The organism is Aeromonas diversa CDC 2478-85 (assembly GCF_000819805.1).
Classification (GTDB): Bacteria; Pseudomonadota; Gammaproteobacteria; order Enterobacterales; family Aeromonadaceae; genus Aeromonas; species Aeromonas diversa.
In genome coordinates, this window is sequence record NZ_CDCE01000037.1 from 224,389 (window position 1) to 239,849 (window position 15,461).

Sequence of the window (15,461 nt, forward strand, 5' to 3'; positions counted from 1 at the left end):
GTGTAACGGGTTCCTAAACGATGTCGATCTCGTTGACAGTGGCGAAGATGTGATTAGGGCGGAAGGGGACCTGATCGATGTCCTCAGCCCGGCAGACGCCGGAGAGCACCAGTATGGTCTCGAGGCCCGCCTGGAAACCGGCCAGAATATCGGTGCGCAGGTTGTCGCCGATGATGATGGTGCTCTCGGAGTGCGCCTCCATCCGGTTGAGCGCCGCGCGGATGATCCAGGCGCTCGGTTTGCCGACGTAGAAGGGCTTCTTGCCGGTCATGCGCTCGATGGGGGCGCAGAGGGCACCGCAGGCCGGGTACATATGGGGTCCATGGGTATCGGGGTTGGTGGCGATGAAGCGGGCACCCTGGGCCACGAACTTGGCCCCCAGCTGCATCATGGACCAGTTGTAGTTGCGGGTCTCGCCCACCACCACAAAGTCGGGGTCGATGTCGGTGATGGTGAACCCCGCCTTGTAGAGCTCGTGGGTCAGGGCTCCCTCGCCGATCACATAGGCCTTCTTGCCATCCTGGCGACGCAGGAAGTCGGCGGTCCCCATGGCGGAGGTGTAGAAGCACTCTTCCGGTACCTCGATGCCGGCGGAGCGGAAGCGATTTTGCAGATCTTTCTGGGTCTGGGCCGGATAGTTGGTCAGAAACAGCAGTTTGTTGCCCTGCTCGAGGAGGCGGTGGACAAAGCGATCGGCGCCCGGGATCAGATCGTTGTTGTGCAAAATGACGCCGTCGATGTCACAAATCACACTTTTCTTCATATAGCCTCCTTGCGTGGCATGCGAGGTTGGAACAACCTACTCTATCAATTAGTTAGCTTATTTAACGCGGGGATTATAAGCCCGTTTGGCAACAGGGTTACAGCCGTTTTCTTGTGGAGGTAATGATGATGGAGACATTGATTGCCGAACTACCCAAGGTAGAGCTGCATCTGCATATCGAGGGCACATTGGAGCCTGAGCTGGTCTTTGCGCTGGCCAGGCGTAACCGTATCGCGCTGCCGTGGGGGTCGGTTGAGGCGCTTCGCTCGGCCTATCAATTCACCGATCTGCAATCGTTTCTTGATCTCTATTATCAAAACGCTGCCGTACTCTGCACCGCCCAAGACTTTTATGATCTGACCCTGGCCTATCTGGAGCGCTGCCATCAGGAGCGTATCGTCCATACCGAGATCTTCTTCGATCCCCAAACCCACACGGCGCGCGGGATCCCATTCTCGGTCGTGATGGAGGGGTTGATGGGGGCGCTTGAGGAGGGACTGCGTCGTTGGCAGATCAGCTCGCGCCTCATCCTCTGTTTCCTGCGCCATCTGAGCGAAGAGTCCGCCTGGCAAACGCTGGCAGAAGCCGAGCCTTGGCTCGATCGATTACACGGCGTCGGGTTGGATTCGGGCGAGCGGGGTAACCCACCCGAGAAATTTGCCCGTGTCTTCGAACGAGTGCGGGAAATCGGGCTGCCCGTGGTGGCCCACGCGGGGGAGGAAGGGCCTGCCGACTACATCTGGCAGTCGATGGAGTTGCTCAAGGTGCGGCGTATCGATCACGGGGTGCGCGCCATCGACGATCCTGCCTTGCTGGAGGTGCTGGCTCGCACCCGGCTGCCCCTGACCGTCTGCCCCCTCTCCAACCTCAGGCTGCAGGTGGTCAAACAGATGAGCGATCACCCCATGAGAGAGCTGCTGGAGCGGGGGCTCTGCGTCACGGTCAACTCCGACGATCCGGCCTACTTCGGCGGTTATCTCACGGCCAACTATCGGGCTTTGGTTGAGGGGCTCTCCCTGAGAGCGGAGCAGGTGGTTCAGCTGGCGCTTAACGGGGTCGAGGCGAGCTGGATGAGCGATGAGCAAAAGCGCCGCTGGAGCGAGCAGATCCTGAACGTCGCCCGCACCCATGGTGTCGGTAATCTTTGAGCCTGGGGGGGGATGGGCTAAAATGCCCCCCTCGTTCTATCGACCCTCTGGAATACCATGAGCCAGTTAGATCCTGTGTTCGATCACTCTTTTCGCCGTGAGCTGCTTCACCCCAAACACTGGGGGGCCTGGCTCGGTGTCGGCGTCCTGCGTCTGATGGGCTATCTGCCCCCCCGTGTGCGAGACCTTCTCGGTGATGCCTTGGCCCCGCTTCTGGTGCGTCTGTCGAAGAAGCAGTGCTACATCGCCCGTACCAACCTCGAGATCTGTTTTCCTCAGCTAAGCGTCGACGAGCGTGAGGCGTTGCTGCACAAGAGCGTGCGGGTCGGCATCAAGACGTTTGCGGGTTTTGGCGAGCTGAGTGTGCGCTCCCCTGGGTATCTCGAGTCACGTACCCGGGTTGTTGGCTGGGAGCACGTGGAAAGAGCCAAAGAGGCGGGTCAGTCGGTGATCTTCGTGGTGCCTCACACCTGGGCCATCGATTTCTGTGGGCGTATTATCGATAACCGCCATCTCCTCTCCATGAGCACCATGATGAAGAGCGCCAAGAGTGCGGTGTTTGATCGCTATATCAACCGCGAGCGGGGACGTAACGGGGCCAAGATCTACGAGCGAAGCGCCGGGCTCAAGCCCATCATCAAGCATCTCAAGCAGCCCGGGTGCGGCTTTTATTACCTGCCTGATCAGGATCACGGGCGTGAGGCGAGCCTGTTCGTTCCCTTCTTTGGCATGGATAAGGCCACCTTGCCGGCCCTGCCGCGTCTGTGCAAGCTGACTGGCGCCCGCCCGTTGATGCTATTGGCCGCCTACGACGAGGTGAGCCGCCATTACCAGTTGGTGATTGAGCCGCTCCCCGAGCCTTATCCGAGCGAGGATGTGGCCCATGATACGCTCGTCATGAATCAGGCGGTGGAGTCGCTATTGACCCGTTATCCGGAGCAGTACATGTGGTTTCTTAAGATTTTCCACACGCGCCCCGACACGGACGAAGGATTCTATGAGGCGGTGATCCACCGTATGCGCGGTTACATCAAGGATTGACCGGCCCCCCTTGCCCCCGGGCGGGCAAGGGGTCTCTGCTCCCTGCCTTGCCTGCCGATTTGAGTGTGGCATCCAGCTGTCTTAAGATGGCCCACCATCGCAATCCGGGCCCCTCTTCCCATGCCTTCTCTCTGGTTTCTGTTTCCCGTGTCGTGTATCGCGATCTGGGCGGGTAATGGCATCGTCAGCAAGCTGGCGGTGCAGCTGATGTCGCCCTCGGCACTCGCCTGGTCACGCTGGCTGGTGGCTGCCGTGGTGCTGACTCCCTGGCTGGGTCATCGGGCCTGGTTGCTTCGTCATCGCCTGCTGCGTTGTGCCCCCAGGCTTGCGGTATTAGCCCTGCTGGGCATGGTGCTCAACCAAACCTTTGGCTATTACGCAGCGACCACGCTGGGGGCGACCGAGATCAGCCTCATCATGGGGTTGACGCCGTTGATGACGGTGGCGCTGAGCAGCCTGTTGCTGCGTGAGCGCCCCACTTGGGGGGCTTTACTCGGTGGCCTGGTGTCGCTCGGCGGATTGATGATACTGCTGGGGCAGGGGGATCCGATGGCGCTGCTGGTTCACGGGGTGTCGGTCGGGTATGTCTATATGTTGCTCTCGGCCTTGACCTACGCCCTCTACAGCGTGTTGCTGCGCCGTTGGCGCCTGGGTATCGATAACTGGATGATGCTCTATGGCCAAGTGCTGATGAGCCTGCTGTTTCTCACCCCCTTCTTTTTCCTGGTGGATGGCCGTCTGCCGGGGTGGGAGAGCCTCTGGTTTGTGCTCTACGCCGGCATTCCTACCTCGGCGCTCTCTCCGTGGCTCTGGATGCAGGCGATCACCCTGCTCGGTCCAAGTAGAACGGCTATCTATATGAACCTGTTGCCGGTGATGACAGCGGTGCTGGCGGTGACGCTGCTCGATGAGCGGCTCACCTGGAGCCACATGGTGGGGGGAGGATTGACCCTGCTCGGCGTGGTGCTTGCGCAGCTGCGACGTGGGAGCGACAGAAACAAAACCGCCTCCCGGGGGAGGCGTGGCGACAAATCTGCTCGTGCTGCTTGTGATTAAATACTTTGTGCTTCTTTGGGCACAATGACGGATGCGTGGTTTCCTTTGGGGCCTTTCTGCAGTTCAAATTGGACAGACTGGCCGGCCTTGAGTGTCTTGTAGCCATCCATCTGGATGGTCGAGTAGTGGGCAAAAATATCTTCCCCACCCCCTTCCGGGCAGATGAAACCAAATCCTTTGGCGTTGTTGAACCATTTGACTGTTCCGGTTGCCATACATCTACATCCTTTTATTGATTACCCTAAAGTCGTTGAGTAACCTGCGCCCGCTCCATGTAAACTAGAAATATCTGGCCTCATCTGGGGGCAGATTAGCAAGTAACCAATCTAGTCCAAGAATTCATCGAGTCAAGAAGTTGTTAACAAACTAGCGTGATCGAGTTAACAAAATCTATTGACAAGTGCTTTTCTATTGATAGTAATCTTAAGGTGCCAGAGAAAGATGGCTAAACAGAAAGAACTCTTTGTAAATGAAGAGGTTGCTCAAGATTCTCGGGTTGATGTGCAACCTCCCCCCATGTACAAGGTGGTATTGAACAACGATGACTATACCCCCATGGACTTTGTGGTAGAGGTTTTGCAAAGGTTCTTCAGTATGGACTTGGACAAAGCGACTCAGGTGATGCTGAGTGTGCATTATAGTGGTAAGGGGATCTGTGGCGTGTTTACGGCCGAGATTGCCGAGACCAAGGTGGTTCAGGTCAATACTTATGCTCGAAAAAACGAACATCCGCTGCTTTGTACCATGGAAAAGGCCTGATAAATGATCTGAATGACACCACGTTAAGCTGTTGTATTAGGGGAGGTGCCTATGCTGAACAAGGATCTGGAAAGGACGCTGAATGAGGCATTCAAGTATGCCCGGGATGAGCGCCACGAATTTATGACCGTTGAGCACCTGCTCTTGGCCTTGTTGGATAATGCTTCCGCCAAGGAGGCCCTGCTCTCCTGTGGTGCCGATATCGACAACATGCGGCAGGAAATTGCCGCCTTCATCAACCAGACGACCCCTCTGCTCCCCCGCGATGACGAAGACCGGGAAACCCAACCCACCCTTGGATTCCAACGGGTATTACAACGCGCCGTGTTTCACGTCCAGTCTTCTGGCAATACCGAGGTGAGTGGCGCCAATGTGCTGGTGGCCATCTTCAGTGAGCAGGAGTCGCAGGCGGTCTATTTCCTGAAAAAATCGGATATCAGTCGCCTCGACCTGGTTAACTTTCTCTCTCATGGTGTGCGCAAAGAGAGTAAACCCGAGCAAGGTGGGCAACCAGCGCCGGAGGGGGAGGATGATCTCTCCTCTGCCCAGATTGAGAGTTTTGCCACCAACCTCAACCAACTCGTGCTCGAGGGGCGCATTGACCCTCTGATCGGTCGCGACCAGGAGCTCAACCGCACTATTCAGGTGCTCTGCCGTCGTCGCAAGAACAACCCGCTGTTGGTGGGGGAGGCCGGTGTCGGCAAAACCGCTATCGCAGAAGGACTTGCATATCGCATCGTCAAGGGTGATGTGCCCGAGGTGATTGCCGGTAGCACCATCTATTCCCTGGACATGGGGTCACTGTTGGCGGGCACCAAGTACCGCGGGGATTTCGAGAAGCGTCTCAAGGTACTGCTCAAGCAGCTGGAGCGTCAGGAGGGGGCCATCCTCTTTATCGACGAGATCCACACCATCATTGGGGCCGGCGCCGCCTCGGGTGGGCAGCTTGATGCGGCCAACCTTATCAAGCCGCTGCTCTCCAATGGTCTGCTGCGTTGTATCGGGTCGACCACCTATCAGGAGTACTCCCAGATCTTCGAGAAAGAGCATGCGTTGGCGCGCCGCTTCCAGAAGATCGATATTGTCGAACCGAGCGTGGATGACACAACTCGAATCCTGATGGGTCTCAAGAGCCGCTATGAGCAGCATCACAATGTGCGTTATACCGCCAAGGCGATGCGTGCCGCGGCCGAGCTGGCGGCCAAATACATCAATGATCGCCATCTGCCTGACAAGGCCATTGATGTCATCGACGAGGCGGGTGCCAGCCAGCGTATGTTACCCGTGAGCAAGCGCAAGAAGGTGATCAATGTGCCCGAGATCGAGGCGATCGTGGCCAAGATAGCCAGGATCCCCGAGAAGTCGGTTTCGGCATCCGATAAAGAGGTCCTGAAAAACCTGGAGCGCAATCTGAAAATGGTGGTGTTTGGTCAGGACAGGGCCATTGAGGTGCTGACCGATGCTATCCGCCTGGCGCGCTCCGGGCTGGGTAATGAGCGTCGCCCTGTGGGTTGCTTCCTGTTTGCCGGTCCCACCGGGGTGGGAAAGACAGAGGTGACTCAGCAGCTTGGCAAGGCGTTGGGCGTTGAGATGCTGCGCTTTGACATGTCCGAGTACATGGAGCGGCATACTGTCTCGCGTCTCATCGGTGCCCCTCCTGGCTATGTCGGCTTCGAGCAGGGCGGCCTGTTGACCGATGCGGTGATCAAGCATCCCCACTCTGTGGTACTGCTTGATGAGATAGAGAAGGCTCATCCGGATGTCTTCAATCTGCTGCTGCAGGTGATGGACAACGGAACCCTGACCGATAACAACGGGCGCAAGGCCGATTTTCGCAACGTGATCCTGGTGATGACCACCAACGCCGGCGTGCAGGAGACCCAGCGCAAGTCCATCGGTTTCCAGCAGCAGGATATGAGCCACGACGCCATGTCGGTGATCAACAAGACGTTTACGCCGGAGTTTCGTAACCGTCTCGATCACATCATCTGGTTCAACCACCTCGACATGGAGGTGATCTATCAGGTGGTGGACAAGTTCATCGTCGAGTTGCAGGTTCAGCTGGATGCGAAGGGGGTGTCGCTCGAGATCACAGATGCAGCCCGGCACTGGCTGGCAGAGAAGGGATACGACAGGACCATGGGGGCTCGTCCCATGGGACGGGTTATCCAGGAGCAGCTCAAAAAGCCGCTGGCCAACGAGATCCTGTTTGGCTCGCTGGTGGACGGTGGGGCGGTCAGGGTGGATCTGGGCAAGGAGGGATTGACCTTCAACTTCCAGACCCAGCCTCTGACCATGCAACACTAAACCAACAACAAAAACCCCAACCGACTGGTTGGGGTTTTTGTATGAATTCCTGGCTTAGCGAGAGCGGAAAACGATGCGACCCTTGGAGAGATCGTAGGGGGTCAGGGCAACGGTTACCTTGTCACCGGTCAGGATACGGATGTAGTTCTTGCGCATCTTGCCGGAGATATGGGCGATCACCACGTGACCGTTCTCAAGTTCCACCCGGAACATGGTATTGGGCAGAGTCTCCAGAATGGTGCCCTGCATCTCAATACTGTCTTCTTTAGCCATTGAATCCTCTTGATAAGCCACAACAAAAATCGGCGAGATCATGCCGGATTTAAGGCTATGTGTAAAGTTTACTCGGGGATTGAGGGCACTTTTTTCCACTCTTTGCCGATGAGAAGCTCATGAGGGCGGTACTGGCTCTTGTAACTCATCTTCTGACAGTGCTCGACCAGATAACCCAGATAGACCCAGCTTCGTCCCGTTCTGGCGGCTAGATCCAACTGGCTCATGATGGCGAAGACCCCCAGCGAACGGTTCGCCTCATCAGGGTCGAAGAAGGTATACATGGCGCTCAGGGAGTGGGGCATCAGATCGGTGACCGCCACGGCCAACAGGCGCGTGCCCTGGCGAAACTCCATGTAGAGGGGAGGCATCCAGGTACAGTGGAGAAACCCCTGATATTGACTGCGACTGGGGGGATACATGGTGCCATCGGCGTGTCTGCCGCGGATATAGCGTTCGTACAGCTCGTAGTACTCGGGCTTGTCTTGATAGCTCAAGACGACCTCTACGTTGCGATTTTGCTGGCGGATGCGCTTCTGACGTTTGCTGGGGACAAACTCCTGGCTGTGGATGCGAAGCGATTGGCAGGCCGAGCAAGTGGGACAGTGGGGACGATAAATATCGTTGCCGCTGCGGCGAAAGCCGGCACTGAGCAGCCGTTCATAACCGTTGGGGCTGAGAAGACTATGATCCATCAGCACCAGCAACTGTTCCTGCCGATCACCCAAATAGCTGCAAGTGTGTTGTGGGGTCAGGCCGACCCTGAGTATTACCTCTTCAGTCATAGTTGACCTGCCTGCGCGTCCAGCAGCCTGCGAGAAGTGGCTCCTGCTGAAGATGAGCCAGGGCATCGAGAAAGCGCCGTCTCGGCCATTCCTCGACGCCCATGGTGGCCAGAAACGGGTTCTGCATCTGGGTATCGATCAGAGCGCCGCCATAGGCTCTAACGTGGCGGCAAAGGGCCATCAATGCCAAGCGAGCACCACCATCGATACGCGAGAAGATAGATTCGCCGCAGAAGACGCGACCCAGACTGAGGCCGTAGAGTCCGGCGACGGGCTCTCCTGCCTGCCAGATCTCGATACTGTGGGCGTCGCCTTGCTCGTGAAGTCTCTTGTAGGCGGTGATCATCTCGCTGCTAATCCAGGTTGAGTCTGCTGTGCGGCGAGGTGCCGCGCACGCTTCGATGATCCTATTAAAGTCGCGATTGATCCAAATATCGAATTGTCCGCGGCGCCAGAGTTTGCGTGCGGTGCGCCCTTCATGGAGTCGCTCCGGGAGCAGCACTCCGCGGGGATCCGGCGACCACCAGAGGATGGGCCTGTGTGGTTCATACCAGGGAAAAATCCCTTGTCGGTAGGCGGCAAGCAGGCGGGAAGGATTGAGATCGCCGCCGATCGCGAGCAGGCCGTTGGGCTCTGCGAGGGCGTGCTCTACGGAGGGAAAATACAGTGAGCGGGTATCCAGCTGGGTGAGATACATCGACATCCAAAGGCACCGGTTACGAGCTATAGAGAGATAGTATCCACCCGGCTTGGCTTTGTCACGGTAGCGGGTCGATGGCATCTGCACGGGCACGTTTTCTGCCGGCGCGCGTTGAGAAAGGTTCCGCCAGGCGGGTCCAACAGCCTGATCCCCGATGCGGCGGCGCCGTGGGTGGGGCTGGGGGATAAGGGTGTCCCTGTGGTCGCCACATGTCTTGCGTCATCGTGCGTGTGTTGGAAATGAAAAAGGCATGCCGGTTGGCATGCCTTTGGTCAGCGTCGTGGGCTCATTGGCTGTCGAGGAAACGCTCGGCATCCAGGGCCGCCATGCAGCCGGTACCGGCAGAGGTGATGGCCTGGCGGTAGTTGTGATCTGCCACGTCGCCGGCGGCGAACACCCCCTCTATGCTGGTCTGGGTGGCAAAGCCATCGAGGCCGCCACGCACCTTGAGGTAGCCGTTTTGCATCTCGAGTTGGCCGTCGAAGATCTGGGTGTTGGGCTGGTGGCCGATGGCGATGAAGACGCCCATCAGTGCCAGCTCGCGGGTGCTCTGGTCGCGAACGTCGCGCAAGCGCACGCCGGTCACGCCCATGTCGTCGCCCAGTACTTCATCCAGGGTCTGGTGGGTGTGCAGTTCGATGTTGCCGCTGGCCACCTTGTCGTGCAGGCGCTTGATCAGGATCTTCTCGGCGCGGAACTCGTCGCGGCGGTGAATGAGGTGCACCTTCTTGGCGATGTTGGCCAGATACAGAGCCTCTTCCACGGCGGTGTTGCCGCCGCCGACCACAGCCACTTCCTGGTTGCGGTAGAAGAAGCCGTCACAGGTGGCACAGGCGGAGACGCCGCGGCCCTTGAAGGCCTCTTCCGACGGCATGCCCAGGTACTTGGCAGAGGCGCCGGTGGCGATGATCAGCGCATCACAGGTGTACTCGCCGCTGTCGCCCTTGAGACGGAAGGGGCGTGCGGTAAGGGTCACCTCGTTGATGTGATCAAACTGGATGCGGGTCTCAAACTTCTCGGCGTGAGCCTTCATGCGCTCCATCAGGGCCGGGCCGGTGAGGCCTTCCGGGTCCCCGGGCCAGTTCTCCACCTCTGTGGTGGTGGTGAGCTGGCCGCCTTGCTGCAACCCGGTGATCAGCAGGGGATTGAGGTTGGCGCGAGCCGCGTACACGGCGGCGGTGTAGCCGGCCGGGCCTGAGCCCAGGATGATCAGCTTGCTGTGGATGACTTCGCTCATGTTAGTTGTCCTGCTCGGTTATTTGGGCCGGATTTTAGGGAATTGTGGATCCGTGGTCAAAGCTGTCCGCTCGATAGACCTCATCGAGGCGATGCTAGGGCTCGATGCAACCACCAGTGTGCCCCCAGGATGGCGGTCGCGGAGCCGAGTAGTGCGCTGGCCAGCAGGTCTCCCGCCCAGTGCATGCCCAGCAAGAGGCGCGAGATGGCCACACCCAAGGCCCAGAGCGGTAGCAGCCAGGCGCCGCGTGGGGCGCGAGCCAGCCAGATCAGGCCAAAGAACTGGGCCAGAGTGATGGTGACTATGGTGTGGCCAGAGGGGAAGGCATAGTTGACGCCCTGTTGCCAGTGGCCTGCCAGCCAGTCGGGTAGCCCCAGCAGTTGACCCGCGGCACGGATCTGCTCGATACGCTGAGCGTTTGGCTCGCCGTAGAATTGCTCGAGGGAGGGGAGGATCCCCTGCTCGACCAGCCACACCAGATAGGGGCGGGGCTCCTGGGTCAGGTGTTTGATGATGGCCTTGATCCCCCAGTCGGCCGCCATCAGGGCGACCAGCACGGCGAGCAGTAGCAGCCATTCGCGCCGCCCCGGTCGCAGCTTGAGGTGGCTCAGTAGCAGCAGCAGGGTCAACGTCACCAGCAGGCCCGGCAGGCCGACCGTACCCGAGAGCAGATAAGCCAGATAGAGTCCGGGTTGGTTCAGGTCGTGAGTCAGAAATGGGGTCCAGCCCGACAGAGCCAGCAGGAGAAGAGGCAGGATCAAGGTCGCACTGAAACGAAGAACTTGGGCATTGGTCAGCATAGGGGCTCCAGGTGGCGAGGTGCGTCATTTTGCCTTTCTGGGGAGTCGGGTCAAGCAACGGACATGAAATCGAACGCCGCTTTGGGCTAGAATGCGCCCCTTGCCGTTTCCTTACCAGTGTGTGCCGTGGAGGTGCCAGTGCTGAAGATCGTTGCCGATGAGAACATGCCCCATGTCGAGGCCCTGTTTGGCGAGCTGGGGGAGGTCACCCTGCTGCCGGGACGGGAGATGCAGCCGGCGCAGCTGAGCGACGCCGACGTGTTGCTGGTGCGCTCGGTAACCCGGGTCAATGGGGATCTGCTGGCCCAGGCGAAGCGGTTGCAATTTGTCGGCACTGCCACCATCGGTACCGATCACGTGGACCAGATTCTGCTTGCAGAGCGCGGCATTGCCTTTAACAGTGCTCCGGGCTGCAACCGCATCTCGGTCGGCGACTATGTGCTGAGCGCCTTGCTGGTGCTGGCCGAGCGGCATGGGTTGACGTTGGCGGGGATGAGCCTTGCCGTCGTGGGTGCGGGCAATACGGGCAGTGCGGTCGCTACCCGGGCAACCGCGCTCGGTATGCGGCTGCTGCGTTGTGATCCCCCTCGGGCCCGGCGTGAGGGGGCGACAGGGTTCGTCACGCTGGATGAGGCGCTCTCGGCCGATGTGGTGAGTTTTCATGTGCCGCTGACGCGCACTGGCGAGGATGCAACCCACCATCTGCTCGATGCAACGCGCATTGCCCGTCTGCAGCCGGGCCAGTTTCTCATCAACGCCTCGCGCGGCGAGGTGTGGGATAACCAGGCGCTGCTGGCGCGTCAGCGAGGGGATGGCCCACTGCATCTGGTGATGGACGTGTGGGAGCATGAACCAGATCTGTTGCACGATCTGGTTCCCTTCGTCGAGATCGCCACCCCCCACATCGCCGGTTATAGCCTGGAGGGCAAGGCTCGCGGCACCTGGATGCTCTATCACGCCCTGTGCGAGCGGCTTGGCCGGCCGGCGCGCCAGGATCTGACCGCCCTGCTACCGACACCCGAGGTGATCTCCTTGCAACTCGGTCAGGAGCCGGATCAGGCCGTGATCGGCCGACTGGTGCACCTGGTCTATGACGTCCGCCGGGACGACGCCCGTTTTCGCCGCGAGTTGGTCCAGCCCGGCAGCTTCGATCGCCAACGCAAACGCTATCCCGAGCGGCGTGAGCTCTCGGCACTGCGTCTGACGGGGACGACACACCCCCTATTGGCCGAGCTTGGGTTTACCCTTTCCTGACTATCGATTATTTCGGGTTCGCCTCACGGCGGGCCCATCCTCTCAAGGAGTGTTTTACATGACTGCGCAATTTAGCGTCGCTGTATTGGGGGCCGGCACCGCCGCCGGCCAACTGGTGCTGGAACTGATCGAAGAGCGCGGCCTGCCGGTCGACGCCATCATCCCCCTTGGCAGCGCCGATGAGGTGGGCGACACGGTACGTGCCCTCGGCCGTAATCTCGACGTGCGTGATGTGGCCGACTTCGATTGGAGTGAGGCTCGACTCGCCCTGTTTGTCGGGGACGCCAGCGACAGCCTGCGCTGGGCCGATGTGGCCGCCGAGCAGGGCTGCCTGGTGCTCGACGCCAGCGGCGCCTTCGTCAACGATGATGACGTCCCCTTGGTCTGCATGGAGGCCAATCCCGAAGCCCTCGGCGATTATCGTCAGCGCAATGTGGTTGCGCTGGCCTCCGGCGTCACCAGTGAATTGCTGGCGGTGCTCAAGCCCTTGCATGCAGAAGTGGGCGTGGCGCGGGTCAATGTGGGCGGGTATCTGTCGGTCTCCGGTGTCGGCAAGGCCGGGGTCGATGAGCTGGCTGGCCAGACGGCCGCCCTGCTTAATGCCCGTCCGGTTGAGCCGGCCTGCTTCCCGGCCCAGATCGCCTTCAACCTGCTGGGCCACTGCGGTGAGCTGCAGGATAACGGCTACAGCCGCGATGAGTGGCAGCTGATCCTCGAGACCCAGAAGGTGTTGGGACAAGAGGTGGCCATCAACCCGACCCTGGCACGGGTGCCGGTCTTCTATGGCGATGCGCTGGCGGTGCACCTGGAGCTGCTCCAGCCTCTCGATGCCGAGCAGGTCAAAGAGGTGCTGCGGGGCGCGGCTGGCGTGGCGCTGTTCGAAGATGACCAAGTGCCGTCACCGGTATGTGATGCCAACGGGCGCGACGAGGTGTTGGTAGCCCGGGTTCGTCAGGATTTTTCCCACCCTCAGGGTGTGGATCTCTGGCTGGTCGCCGATAACCTCAGGAGAGGGGCGGCGCTGGGGGTGGTGCAAGCAGCAGAGTATGTGCTGCGCGACTATTTCTAACGATGAGGCCACCTTGGGTGGCCTTATTTTTTTGCGCGGGATCACTCTGCCAGGGGCAAAGAGGACAAAAATGAGTCGATGGGTTAGTGATAACTGGTTTGACAGCGTCGGCTGAATTATAGTGATTCGATAAAACGGGTTAACTATCTAAACTTTTCAATGTGATAGAGCCGTCACACGAAGGAACGAATATGGGACACTCCCGCATAGCATTGGCTACGCTGCTGGTTTTGGGGTTGCTGACTCCTGTTCATGCAGAGCAGCGTGAACCCTTCTTTGTCGAGTTAAAGGGCCCGGATGCGCCGGCCCAGCCTTCCCAGCCGGTTCAGGCTACTCCCTCTGCCGCGCCCCAGCGGGCCCAGGCTCCGGTGGCACCGACGCCACGTTTACCGACGGCGACCAATGCCACGGTCGGCCGCTATGGGCCAATTCAGCGCACCGATACCCTCTGGAGCCTGGCCAATCGCTATCGTCCCAGCACTCGGGTGAGTGTCTATCAGACCATGGTGGCCATCTACGAGAAGAACCCGCGCAGTTTTGCCGATGGCAACATCAATCACATTCTGGTGGGCTCGACTATCGCCCTGCCGAACGAGCAAGAGGCGAGTCGCATCTCCGATGAGCAGGCACGCGCCCGTTTCCGTAGTGACAACGCCAGCTGGAAGGGGATCAGCACCCGTTACACCGCCGAGGTGAAGAAGGTTGCTGTCCCGCCCAAACCGGCGGTCAAACCAGCCGGTGAGAGCAAGCCGCACGTCACCACCAAGCCCGGCGAGACGGAAGTGGCACCGCAGCCTCAGGTCGTGGCCAAGGTCGAGGAGAAGGCGCCGGCACCACTGCCCAAACCGACCGAGCCGGCTACGCCTGCCAAGGTCGACGATAAGCCGCAGGCCAAACCAGAGGCCGAGGCACCCAAGCCGCTGCCGCCCGAGACCCAGACCGAGCAACCCAGCAGCGTGACCGAGATGAAGCTGGCTCTCGATGATGCGACCAACCAGCTGTCGCAGGTGAGCGAGACCAATCATCGTCTCAAGCTGAGAGTCGAGTCGCTGACTCAGGAGCTCGAGACCCTCAAGGCTCAGTTGCAAGATCAGGAGTCTTTGCAGAAACAGGTCGCCGAGCTCAAGGCGGGGATGCAGACCCCGGTGGCGGCGAGTGAGGAGCCCGCCAAACCGGATGAGAAGAACTGGTTACTCGATCTGCTCTCGTCACCGCTCAACCTGGCCATGATCATTCTGTTGCCCGTGCTGCTGGTGCTGGCGCTGGTCACTCTCTGGCTGCGGGCCCGAGCTCGCCGTGAGCTGGAAGAGCAGGAGAAGAGCCTCTCCGAGTCCACCGCCGCCTTCATGGAAGAAGAGAGCAATGAGTTTGATGATCTGCTCTCGCCCGAATTGGCCGCGCTGGATCTGGCCGCCGATCAGAAGCTGGAGCCAGAGATGGCGCCCATGATGGCGCCTGAGCCCGATTATCAGCTCGAAGAGTCGAAGGAAGAAGAGCTCTTCTTCCATGACGACCATGAGGCCGAGGCGCCTGTCCATGCACCGGCGGATCCCGATCTGGTTCCCGAGCCCGCTGAGTCGCCTGAGGCCTTCATGGCCGATGCCGACCTGCTGCCCGGTGACGATAGCCACGAATTGGATCAAGACTCTTACGAGGAGTTTGATCTCAGTGAGCTGGATGCCGAGCTCGACAAGATGCTGGCCGAGTCGGATGACAGCAGTGTCTCCCTCTCGCCGATCGACGAGGCGTTGGAGTTGACGCTGAACGAGCCTCTTGCCGAGCCCAGGGGAGAGGATCCTAACGAGTTGGCCTTGGCCGATTTCGAGGATGCCTTCAAGCAGGCTGAGCAAGCCGAGCTGGCTGCCGTGCCGGATCGCGACGCCGCTGCCGATAACCACTACGTGGAGATCGATACCCTGCTGGCCGAAGCCGATGCCGCGGCTCAGGGGGAAGAGCCCTATCAGAATGCGACCCTGGATGTGGGTCTCGATGGGTTCCCTGAGGTGCTACCCGATCGCAGTGAGTTTGACATCGATGCCGATGACGGTGGTGTGGGCGCCAAGCTCGATCTGGCGCGCGCCTATCTCGAGATTGACGACAAAGACAGTGCTCGCGAGCTGCTCGAAGAGGCGGCAGCCCAGGGCAGCGACAGCCAGCGCAAGGAAGCAGAGAAGCTGCTCAAGCGACTCGGCTGACGGGATCTCATCATGGTGTATAAACAGGGCGGCCGCGGGCCGCCCTTCTTTTTGACGCCCCATTGCGTATAATT

15 protein-coding genes are annotated in these 15,461 nt (G+C 59.8%); 8 read left to right on the forward strand and 7 right to left on the reverse strand.

Annotation, left to right across the window (positions count from 1 at the left end; all coding sequences use genetic code 11):
- Window positions 1-13: 13 nt before the first annotated feature.
- On the reverse strand, window positions 14-763 hold the full coding sequence (locus BN1121_RS18230) for an HAD-IIA family hydrolase (protein WP_005360605.1): 750 nt from the start codon (window positions 761-763) through the stop codon (window positions 14-16).
- A gap of 128 nt (window positions 764-891) precedes the next feature.
- Here BN1121_RS18230 and BN1121_RS18235 point away from each other — a divergent pair, with 128 nt between their 5' ends.
- From BN1121_RS18235 to BN1121_RS18245, 3 genes are all read left to right on the forward strand, one after another.
- On the forward strand, window positions 892-1,911 hold the full coding sequence (locus tag BN1121_RS18235; protein WP_043158148.1) for an adenosine deaminase: 1,020 nt from the start codon (window positions 892-894) through the stop codon (window positions 1,909-1,911).
- A 57-nt stretch (window positions 1,912-1,968) separates the two neighbouring features.
- Window positions 1,969-2,952: an LpxL/LpxP family acyltransferase gene (locus BN1121_RS18240; RefSeq protein WP_005360598.1), complete on the forward strand. Its 984-nt coding sequence runs from the start codon at window positions 1,969-1,971 to the stop codon at window positions 2,950-2,952.
- A gap of 120 nt (window positions 2,953-3,072) precedes the next feature.
- A complete protein-coding gene (locus BN1121_RS18245) occupies window positions 3,073-4,008 on the forward strand; it encodes a DMT family transporter (protein WP_005360595.1) in 936 nt (311 codons plus the stop codon).
- On the opposite strand, the gene cspD is transcribed toward BN1121_RS18245, so the two are convergent.
- The gene (gene cspD / locus BN1121_RS18250) at window positions 4,005-4,223 is read right to left on the reverse strand and encodes a cold shock-like protein CspD (protein ID WP_005360586.1); all 219 of its coding nucleotides are present in this window, start codon (window positions 4,221-4,223) and stop codon (window positions 4,005-4,007) included. The two genes, BN1121_RS18245 and cspD, sit on opposite strands and share 4 nt — an antisense overlap.
- Window positions 4,224-4,449: 226 nt before the next feature.
- Between cspD and clpS the strand changes: the two genes are divergently transcribed.
- Both clpS and clpA read left to right on the forward strand, forming a co-directional pair.
- Window positions 4,450-4,767, forward strand: coding sequence for an ATP-dependent Clp protease adapter ClpS (gene clpS / locus BN1121_RS18255; protein WP_005360584.1), 318 nt, complete (start codon window positions 4,450-4,452; stop codon window positions 4,765-4,767).
- A 51-nt stretch (window positions 4,768-4,818) separates the two neighbouring features.
- Window positions 4,819-7,074: an ATP-dependent Clp protease ATP-binding subunit ClpA gene (gene clpA / locus BN1121_RS18260; RefSeq protein WP_005360582.1), complete on the forward strand. Its 2,256-nt coding sequence runs from the start codon at window positions 4,819-4,821 to the stop codon at window positions 7,072-7,074.
- Between the two features lie 54 nt (window positions 7,075-7,128).
- Here clpA and infA read toward each other — a convergent pair whose 3' ends face one another.
- The 5 genes from infA to BN1121_RS18285 form a co-directional block, all read right to left on the reverse strand.
- The gene (gene infA / locus BN1121_RS18265) at window positions 7,129-7,347 is read right to left on the reverse strand and encodes a translation initiation factor IF-1 (protein WP_005300033.1); all 219 of its coding nucleotides are present in this window, start codon (window positions 7,345-7,347) and stop codon (window positions 7,129-7,131) included.
- A 68-nt stretch (window positions 7,348-7,415) separates the two neighbouring features.
- Window positions 7,416-8,132, reverse strand: coding sequence for an arginyltransferase (locus BN1121_RS18270; RefSeq protein WP_043157637.1), 717 nt, complete (start codon window positions 8,130-8,132; stop codon window positions 7,416-7,418).
- Window positions 8,125-8,835: a leucyl/phenylalanyl-tRNA--protein transferase gene (gene aat, locus BN1121_RS18275; RefSeq protein ID WP_043157635.1), complete on the reverse strand. Its 711-nt coding sequence runs from the start codon at window positions 8,833-8,835 to the stop codon at window positions 8,125-8,127. Before aat ends, BN1121_RS18270 begins: the two co-directional genes overlap by 8 nt.
- Window positions 8,836-9,118: 283 nt before the next feature.
- A complete protein-coding gene (gene trxB / locus BN1121_RS18280) occupies window positions 9,119-10,069 on the reverse strand; it encodes a thioredoxin-disulfide reductase (protein ID WP_005354162.1) in 951 nt (316 codons plus the stop codon).
- 80 nt (window positions 10,070-10,149) lie between these two features.
- Window positions 10,150-10,869, reverse strand: a complete 720-nt coding sequence (locus BN1121_RS18285) for a phosphatase PAP2 family protein (RefSeq protein ID WP_005354160.1) — start codon at window positions 10,867-10,869, stop codon at window positions 10,150-10,152.
- Between the two features lie 141 nt (window positions 10,870-11,010).
- On the opposite strand from BN1121_RS18285, the gene BN1121_RS18290 reads away from it, so the two are divergent.
- The 3 genes from BN1121_RS18290 (at window position 11,011) to BN1121_RS18300 (ending at window position 15,387) form a co-directional block, all read left to right on the forward strand.
- Window positions 11,011-12,123, forward strand: a complete 1,113-nt coding sequence (locus tag BN1121_RS18290; RefSeq protein WP_043157641.1) for a 4-phosphoerythronate dehydrogenase — start codon at window positions 11,011-11,013, stop codon at window positions 12,121-12,123.
- Window positions 12,124-12,181: 58 nt separating this feature from the next.
- Complete coding sequence (locus BN1121_RS18295) at window positions 12,182-13,192, forward strand: aspartate-semialdehyde dehydrogenase (protein WP_005354154.1); 1,011 nt, start codon at window positions 12,182-12,184, stop codon at window positions 13,190-13,192.
- Window positions 13,193-13,383: 191 nt separating this feature from the next.
- Window positions 13,384-15,387, forward strand: coding sequence for a FimV/HubP family polar landmark protein (locus BN1121_RS18300; RefSeq protein ID WP_005354151.1), 2,004 nt, complete (start codon window positions 13,384-13,386; stop codon window positions 15,385-15,387).
- The last annotated feature ends 74 nt before the right edge of the window (window positions 15,388-15,461 follow it).

Coding starts and splice junctions, on each gene's coding strand:
- BN1121_RS18230 (WP_005360605.1), bottom strand. CDS start 763: ATGAAGAAAAGTGTGATTTGTGACATCGACGGCGTCATTTTGCACAAC.
- BN1121_RS18235 (WP_043158148.1), top strand. CDS start 892: ATGGAGACATTGATTGCCGAACTACCCAAGGTAGAGCTGCATCTGCAT.
- BN1121_RS18240 (WP_005360598.1), top strand. CDS start 1,969: ATGAGCCAGTTAGATCCTGTGTTCGATCACTCTTTTCGCCGTGAGCTG.
- BN1121_RS18245 (WP_005360595.1), top strand. CDS start 3,073: ATGCCTTCTCTCTGGTTTCTGTTTCCCGTGTCGTGTATCGCGATCTGG.
- cspD (WP_005360586.1), bottom strand. CDS start 4,223: ATGGCAACCGGAACAGTCAAATGGTTCAACAACGCCAAAGGATTTGGT.
- clpS (WP_005360584.1), top strand. CDS start 4,450: ATGGCTAAACAGAAAGAACTCTTTGTAAATGAAGAGGTTGCTCAAGAT.
- clpA (WP_005360582.1), top strand. CDS start 4,819: ATGCTGAACAAGGATCTGGAAAGGACGCTGAATGAGGCATTCAAGTAT.
- infA (WP_005300033.1), bottom strand. CDS start 7,347: ATGGCTAAAGAAGACAGTATTGAGATGCAGGGCACCATTCTGGAGACT.
- BN1121_RS18270 (WP_043157637.1), bottom strand. CDS start 8,132: ATGACTGAAGAGGTAATACTCAGGGTCGGCCTGACCCCACAACACACT.
- aat (WP_043157635.1), bottom strand. CDS start 8,835: ATGTCGATGTATCTCACCCAGCTGGATACCCGCTCACTGTATTTTCCC.
- trxB (WP_005354162.1), bottom strand. CDS start 10,069: ATGAGCGAAGTCATCCACAGCAAGCTGATCATCCTGGGCTCAGGCCCG.
- BN1121_RS18285 (WP_005354160.1), bottom strand. CDS start 10,869: ATGCTGACCAATGCCCAAGTTCTTCGTTTCAGTGCGACCTTGATCCTG.
- BN1121_RS18295 (WP_005354154.1), top strand. CDS start 12,182: ATGACTGCGCAATTTAGCGTCGCTGTATTGGGGGCCGGCACCGCCGCC.
- BN1121_RS18300 (WP_005354151.1), top strand. CDS start 13,384: ATGGGACACTCCCGCATAGCATTGGCTACGCTGCTGGTTTTGGGGTTG.